Raw genomic sequence first — 6,000 nt, 5'->3', positions numbered from 1 at the left:
CAACAAGCCTCTCTCGTTCGTCGCGGCACGCAGCAGCGCACTGGCCCACCGGTTGCTGGAGGCCGGGTTCCTCTCCGACTGAATGTGCCGCCTGACCCCTGAACCGCCTCGGGAACGCCTATCGCGTGGAGGCGTCACGGTCACCGGCGGCATCGGCATCGAAATGGCGGGTCAACCGGCGCGCGCGGTCCACTTCGGCGGCGTCCACAACCGGGCATGGTTGCTGCCGACCTGGATCAGCGTTCCGGTGTGTCGATCCTGACGCGTCGGGCGGAACCCGTCGATCGCGAACACCTGCCGTCCGCTGGTGGTGTCGACGCCCCGCAGACCGGCCTCGTCGGCGATCAGCAGATGCTCTCCGTCGGTGAACAAGCCGAGATCGCCGACCGGCCAGGGGAACGTCGCGGCCGCCCTGATCCATCGCACGCCCGGCGAGCGCGGTTCGATCGAGGTGGGGTCGAGGATGTGGACGGTACCGCTGCCCGCTTCGTCCTGGTGGTCGTACACCGCGATCCGCCCGTCGTCGATCCACACCACCGGCCGGTTCCATCCCGAGACCTCGGGATACACCGCACGGCTGGGCCCGTCCTCGCACTCGTACGGGTTCTCGTGCAGCCAGGCGGTCAGGCTCCACACCGCCGGCATCCCCCACGGCTGCCACACCCAACCGCCGTCCAGGACACGCGTCCCGTCGGGACTCGGCGACAACGCGCCGTGGAAGTAGTCGAAGTCGTACTCCGCGTCATCCTCGTCCGCAACCCGGCCGTCCCGCGCCGTAAGCACCTCGCCGCACGCGGGATCGGTGACATCCAACCGGTTCCAGTCGGTGCGATGCACGACAACCGGCCGGCCCTCGTGTTCGGCGAACGCCAACGCGAACGCGACGGTCTCACAGCAGTAATCCCCGCCGTCCAACCTCAACGCCGGCGAACCGGTGGTGAGATCGACGACGGCGCCGTACCGACCGCGGTCCTGAACCACCGCCGCCCAACGGCCACATCGAGACACATGAAGCCGCAGTCGAACACCGCCACCGCAATCGGACGCCGGCCACCGCTCCCGATACCGGGCCACGTCCCGTACCTCGCCGGTCGTCGGCACCCACCGCGTCAGCCGTCCGTCCTCGGACAGCACCAGCCACGCCGACGCCGCGCCACCGAGGGCCGCCGGCAACGCCGCCACATCCACGACCGGCCGGAGCACGTCGGAAACCGCCACGTCCACCGTAACCATCGCCACATCGATCCCCTCCGTGCGCCGCTGCGTCCCCCGGCGGCAACGTGAACAGCAGGTGATACGGCACCGTATCGGCAAAGTCGGTGAGCGCCGCGATGCCGGTCACGGCGGTGAGGCCGGCACGGATCCGGTCCGTGTCGGGCTCATTCTCGCGCGGATGAAGATCACGAGTGCGGACGTCCTGCCCGACGACATGCATCTCTGCGAGGAACAGCGTCGAGTAGGACGCCGGTTCTTCCCCATGCGAACGGTGAACCCGCGCCTTGCCTCTCGAACGGGCAGCGTCCCTGATGGCCGGTGCGAGCGGCCTGCCGTTACGGGGAGCGGCTGTGCCTAGCCTCGCGCTTTCATGGAGTGGGGCGTCTGACATGCGGTCAGAAAAGCGAAAAGTGCTCCTGACCTGCAACGATGGGACTTCTCTAGGGTCCTGTCGACTGCATGGAAAGAAGCACTTCTCAGGTGAAGAAGGATAGCGGGTCGCATCCGCGTGTCCGGGTCGAGTCCGGCGGTTCCGGGATCGTCTCGCAGGCCGGCGGGGTGCTGCTCACGGAGACGGCTCGCGTGGTCGGGTTGGATCGCGGGTTGTCGCGTGCGCTCGCGCCGTGGGGCAGGACGCGGGCGGTCCACGATCCGGGGAAGACGGTCCTGGATCTCGCGGTGGCGCTCGTGCTGGGCGGGGACTGCCTCGCGGACGTCGCGATCCTGCGGGAACAGCCCGACGTGTTCGGGCCGGTGGCGTCCGACCCGACGGTATCGCGCCTGGTCACGGCCCTTGCCGCAGCGGGGCCGAAGGCCGTGGACGCGATCCGGGCGGCCCGCGCCGCGGCGCGTGAACGGGCCTGGAATCTCGCCCGGACGGCGTCGCCGGTGGCCGGCGGGCGGTTGACGATCGACCTGGACGGCGTCCCGGTCACCGCGCACTCCGACAAGGAAGGCGCTCGCCCGACGTGGAGGAAGACGTTCGGATTCCCCCCGTTGTGGGCGTTCGCCGACCACGGCCCGGAAGGATCCGGCGAGCCCCTCTCCGTGCTGCTGCGGCCCGGGAACGCCGGATCGAACACCGCGAGCGACCACATCGAGGTCACCCGGCAGGCCCTCGCGCAGGTCCCGAAGCGGCACCGGCGGGGCCGGGACACGCTGATACGGACGGATTCCGCGGGTGGCACCCACGAGTTCCTCGCGTGGCTCTCCCGGCGGGGTCGGTGGTTGTCGTACTCGGTCGGGTTCACGATCACCGACCGGATCCACGCGGCGATCCTTCGCGCCCCGAAAGCGGCGTGGACGCCCGCCTGCGACGCAGACGGTCTTCCGCGCGAGGGCGCGTGGGTCGCGGAGGTCACCGACATGCTCGACCTCACCGCGTGGCCGAGGGGCATGCGGGTGATCGTGCGGAAGGAACGCCCGCACCCCGGCGCGCAGTTGCGGATCACCGACGTCGACGGGAACCGCCGCGTCTGTTTCGTCACGAACACGGCGGGTGGGCAGCTCGCGGACCTCGAACCCCGCCACCGCCGCCGGGCCCGCGCCGAGGACCGGATCCGCCGGGCCCGCGCGACCGGCCTGCGGAACCTGCCCCTGCACGGCCTCGCACAGAACCGGGTCTGGTGCGAACTCGTCGCTCTCGCCTGTGAGTTGGTCGCATGGAAGCAGATGCTCGCCCTGACCGGCGAAGCGAGGCGATGGGAGATCAGGAAGCTCCGCTTCCGCCTCTTCGGAACCGCCGCCCGCCTGGTCCGCACCGGGCGACGGATCATCGTCCGCCTGCCCGAACGATGGCCCTGGACCCGGCACGTCCTCGACGCCATCGACAGACTCGGCCGGCTCACCACACCCACCTGACGACGGCCCCTCCGTCCCGACGAACCGCGACACACCTCCGGAGACGTGGAACCCGGCGCCCACCCGACACGACAATCGGGCCATCGCCAATCCCGAAAACCGAATCGACGCCTTCCGAACAGCGGAAACGGGTCGTCAGCAAGCTGACGACCCGTCATGAAACATCGAGGCTAACTCGATGACCACCCCCCGGTGGACAACCGCGCTGTCCGCGAGTCGGCGAACGTATCGGCTGTGAACCCGAGCCGACGCCACACCGCAACCGGGACACGTGGCCATCTCCGCTACCGCACGCGCTCGCACGACGACCAACTCACCCTCAGCCAGTACGTTTTCGATCCGGACATCGTCGACCCGGTGGAACCACAAGTCCTGGAGGAGTAAATCAGCCACGGCCGTTCATGATCGCGGGTTCGGTGACCCTCTGTCGCTCTGGCACGGAAAGTGATCCAGAACCCGATTTCACACGACGCCGACACCTGCGATCGCGGCGGCCGTGAGTCGACTGCGGGCTCTGTTTCAGCCTGCGCGCCCGTGCGCCGCGCGGGCTACCAACAGATCGGGTTCCACTTGCAGTCGCGCCGGGCTCCGACGAGGTTCGCGCCGGTGAAGTCCGAGTTGGTCAAGTTGGCACGGGTGAGGGTGGAATCGGACAGATCCGCGTTGACGAACGTGGAGTAGAAGATGCTGGAGTCGCTGAGATCGGCGCCGTGCAGGTCGGCGCCGGTGAGATTGGTGAACCACATGTCCGAGTCACGGAGATCGGCGCGTTCGAGGCTGGTGTCGCGGAGATTCGCGCTCGAGAGATCCGCCCCGTTGAGGTTGACGCCGTCGAGGTTCAATCCGGAGAGGTCGCTTTCGACGAATGTGGGATGGATCGTGCTCGGACTGTTTCGACGGAACTCGTTCCAGCCCTGCACACCCAGCTGCTTCAGCGTGTCCCCCCACGGATCCGGCTTCTTCACCGCCTGCTGCGCCCTGGCGGGCGCCGTCGGGGTGGCGGACGCCTCGGTCAGTGGGGTTGCCAACAGGGCGGTGGCGGCGAGGGCAATCGCCGCGGTGCGCAGGGTTTCGACACGAAGGGCACGCACGAGAACACCTTTCGAACGAGGGATCACGCATCGGTGATCGTCGACAGCGGTAATTCCCACACCCCGACACAATGCTCGGCGCTCCCTCGAGCCCGACCGGGCGACACGTCGGTATGGAGGGATCGTCAGGGGTGGTGTTGTGGAGCAAGTACATGGTCGTCCTGCCGGTACGGCACAAGACATCCCCGAAAGATGCCACCAGGCGAGTCGTAGGTATCACGACACGTCATCGAAAGGCACTGGCGACGCAGGCTCTCGACTGCTAGGCCGTGGATCGAAGGTGGATCCCGGGCTGTGAATGATCACGGTTTGTCAACGGCCAGTTTTATCTGGGTCTTCGGCGATTTCCGTGAAGGTGGTCAATCCGTTCGCCGGCCCGGCCGCCGAGCGCGACTCGTTCGCGCAGCCGCTGCGCGGCCGGGGTGCGCCGACCGTACCTGACTGTCAGCCCGTCGACCTGCTTGGCGAACGTGCGTTTCCCGCATGCGGCGGCATCGCAGAAGAAGCGGCGGACACTCGGCTCGATGTCGGCCGCGCGTCCGGCGACCGCGGTGTCGGTGAGTGTTCTCGCGCAGCGGCTGTGGACCCGCCGGGACGACGTACCGCAGGCGGGGCAAGCGGCGCCCGGTCCTGTGCGACGTGCCCTGATCCGTGAGGACTTCCCGAACACGACCGTGTCGACCGCGACCTCCGACAGGTGCGGGAACACGACTCTCGACAGTTCGTCAGCTTCACCCCCGAGCACCCAGGAACCCCTGCCACACCATGATCGCCTTCACGGAAATCGCCAAAGACCCAGATAGAACTGGCCGTTGACACTGGATTCCCGTTCGGGCACAGCCCGCACGAGCCACCGCGAGGTGAATATGGGAACCTGCGCCGGGACCGCGCCCGGCATGCCACCGGGAGCGCCCACTTCGGGCCGGATTCTCGCAATCGGGTTGATGGCGCGGCACTCCGCTCATCACGCGGCAGGCTTCTCCCAGACGGTGGCCGTGAGCTTCGCGACGCCGCGGCCCGGAGGCGCGGAGACGACGCTCAGGTAGGCCGTGCCGCCCTCGGGCGTCGTCAGGCAGAAACGGCCGCCCCGGCCGCCTGGACCTGATGGGTGCCGCTGTCCGCGACGGCCTTGGCGCACTGGGCCTTCGTGGGCGTGGGGCCGGACGCGGGCAGTTGGGCGAGGGTGTCGGACCGGGAGTACAGGGACGGGGCGGCACCGGTCGTGCTGACCGTGAAGTCCTTGCTCCTGGCGTCGCCGATCATGACGACGGGTGCGGTCGAGTCCAGGTCGACGTACCGCGTGCCGCCGGTCGTCAGATCGGCCTCGAAGGCGGCGGGGCCGTAGCGGACCCCGGCCGCCGCCGCGCTCTCGGCGGGCCGTTCCCGGCCGGGCGACCCGGACGACGCAGCGGGTATCCGCTCCCGCTCCGCGCCCTTGTCGTCGGACGAACCCGAACCGCTCACCAGGATCGTGACCACGATCCCCACGACCGGGATGAGGATCCCGACGACCCACCACGCCCAGCGGGGCGGCTGGTGTCCGTGTGGCCGGTCCTGTGACGGGCCCTGCGGTGCGCCGTGCGGCAGACTCGCCGGCCCGTTGTCCGATCAACTCATGCTCTCCCCCGTCCTTCCCTTTTCGTGAACGTCGCGCCGACCGTGCTTCGGACGCGGGAAGCGGCCGCACCATCGACGCCCGATGGCTCGATCCGGTCCGACCTCCTCATCGGCGTCGGGGGCGGGAGCACGCCAGGGGGACGGGCCGGTGGAGGGGTAAACCACGCAGTCGGAGAGCACCGCGGATGGGAACGGCTCGGCGGTGGTGGCGAGTTTG

5 protein-coding genes are annotated in these 6,000 nt (G+C 69.0%); 1 reads left to right on the top strand and 4 read right to left on the bottom strand.

The genetic code is table 11. The annotated features are described in order from the left end of the window. Positions 1-171: 171 nt before the first annotated feature. Positions 172-1,239, bottom strand: a complete 1,068-nt coding sequence (locus ACH4XV_RS47820; protein WP_395800815.1) for a hypothetical protein — start codon at positions 1,237-1,239, stop codon at positions 172-174. Between the two features lie 456 nt (positions 1,240-1,695). Between ACH4XV_RS47820 and ACH4XV_RS47815 the strand changes: the two genes are divergently transcribed. Beyond that, the gene (locus ACH4XV_RS47815; RefSeq protein WP_395800813.1) at positions 1,696-3,075 is read left to right on the top strand and encodes an IS1380 family transposase; all 1,380 of its coding nucleotides are present in this window, start codon (positions 1,696-1,698) and stop codon (positions 3,073-3,075) included. A 548-nt stretch (positions 3,076-3,623) separates the two neighbouring features. Here the strand turns inward: ACH4XV_RS47815 and ACH4XV_RS47810 are convergent. The 3 genes from ACH4XV_RS47810 to ACH4XV_RS47800 form a co-directional block, all read right to left on the bottom strand. Beyond that, positions 3,624-4,166, bottom strand: coding sequence for a pentapeptide repeat-containing protein (locus tag ACH4XV_RS47810; RefSeq protein WP_395800811.1), 543 nt, complete (start codon positions 4,164-4,166; stop codon positions 3,624-3,626). Positions 4,167-4,491: 325 nt separating this feature from the next. Next, complete coding sequence (locus ACH4XV_RS47805) at positions 4,492-4,836, bottom strand: transposase family protein (RefSeq protein WP_395800819.1); 345 nt, start codon at positions 4,834-4,836, stop codon at positions 4,492-4,494. Positions 4,837-5,234: 398 nt separating this feature from the next. After that, positions 5,235-5,654 carry a hypothetical protein gene (locus ACH4XV_RS47800; RefSeq protein ID WP_395800809.1) on the bottom strand — a complete coding sequence of 140 codons (420 nt, stop codon included), beginning with the start codon at positions 5,652-5,654 and terminating at the stop codon, positions 5,235-5,237. Positions 5,655-6,000: the final 346 nt, after the last annotated feature.

The organism is Embleya sp. NPDC020630 (genome assembly GCF_044334985.1).
Classification (GTDB): domain Bacteria; phylum Actinomycetota; class Actinomycetes; order Streptomycetales; family Streptomycetaceae; genus Embleya.
This window is presented reverse-complemented; position numbering and strand designations above follow the sequence as displayed.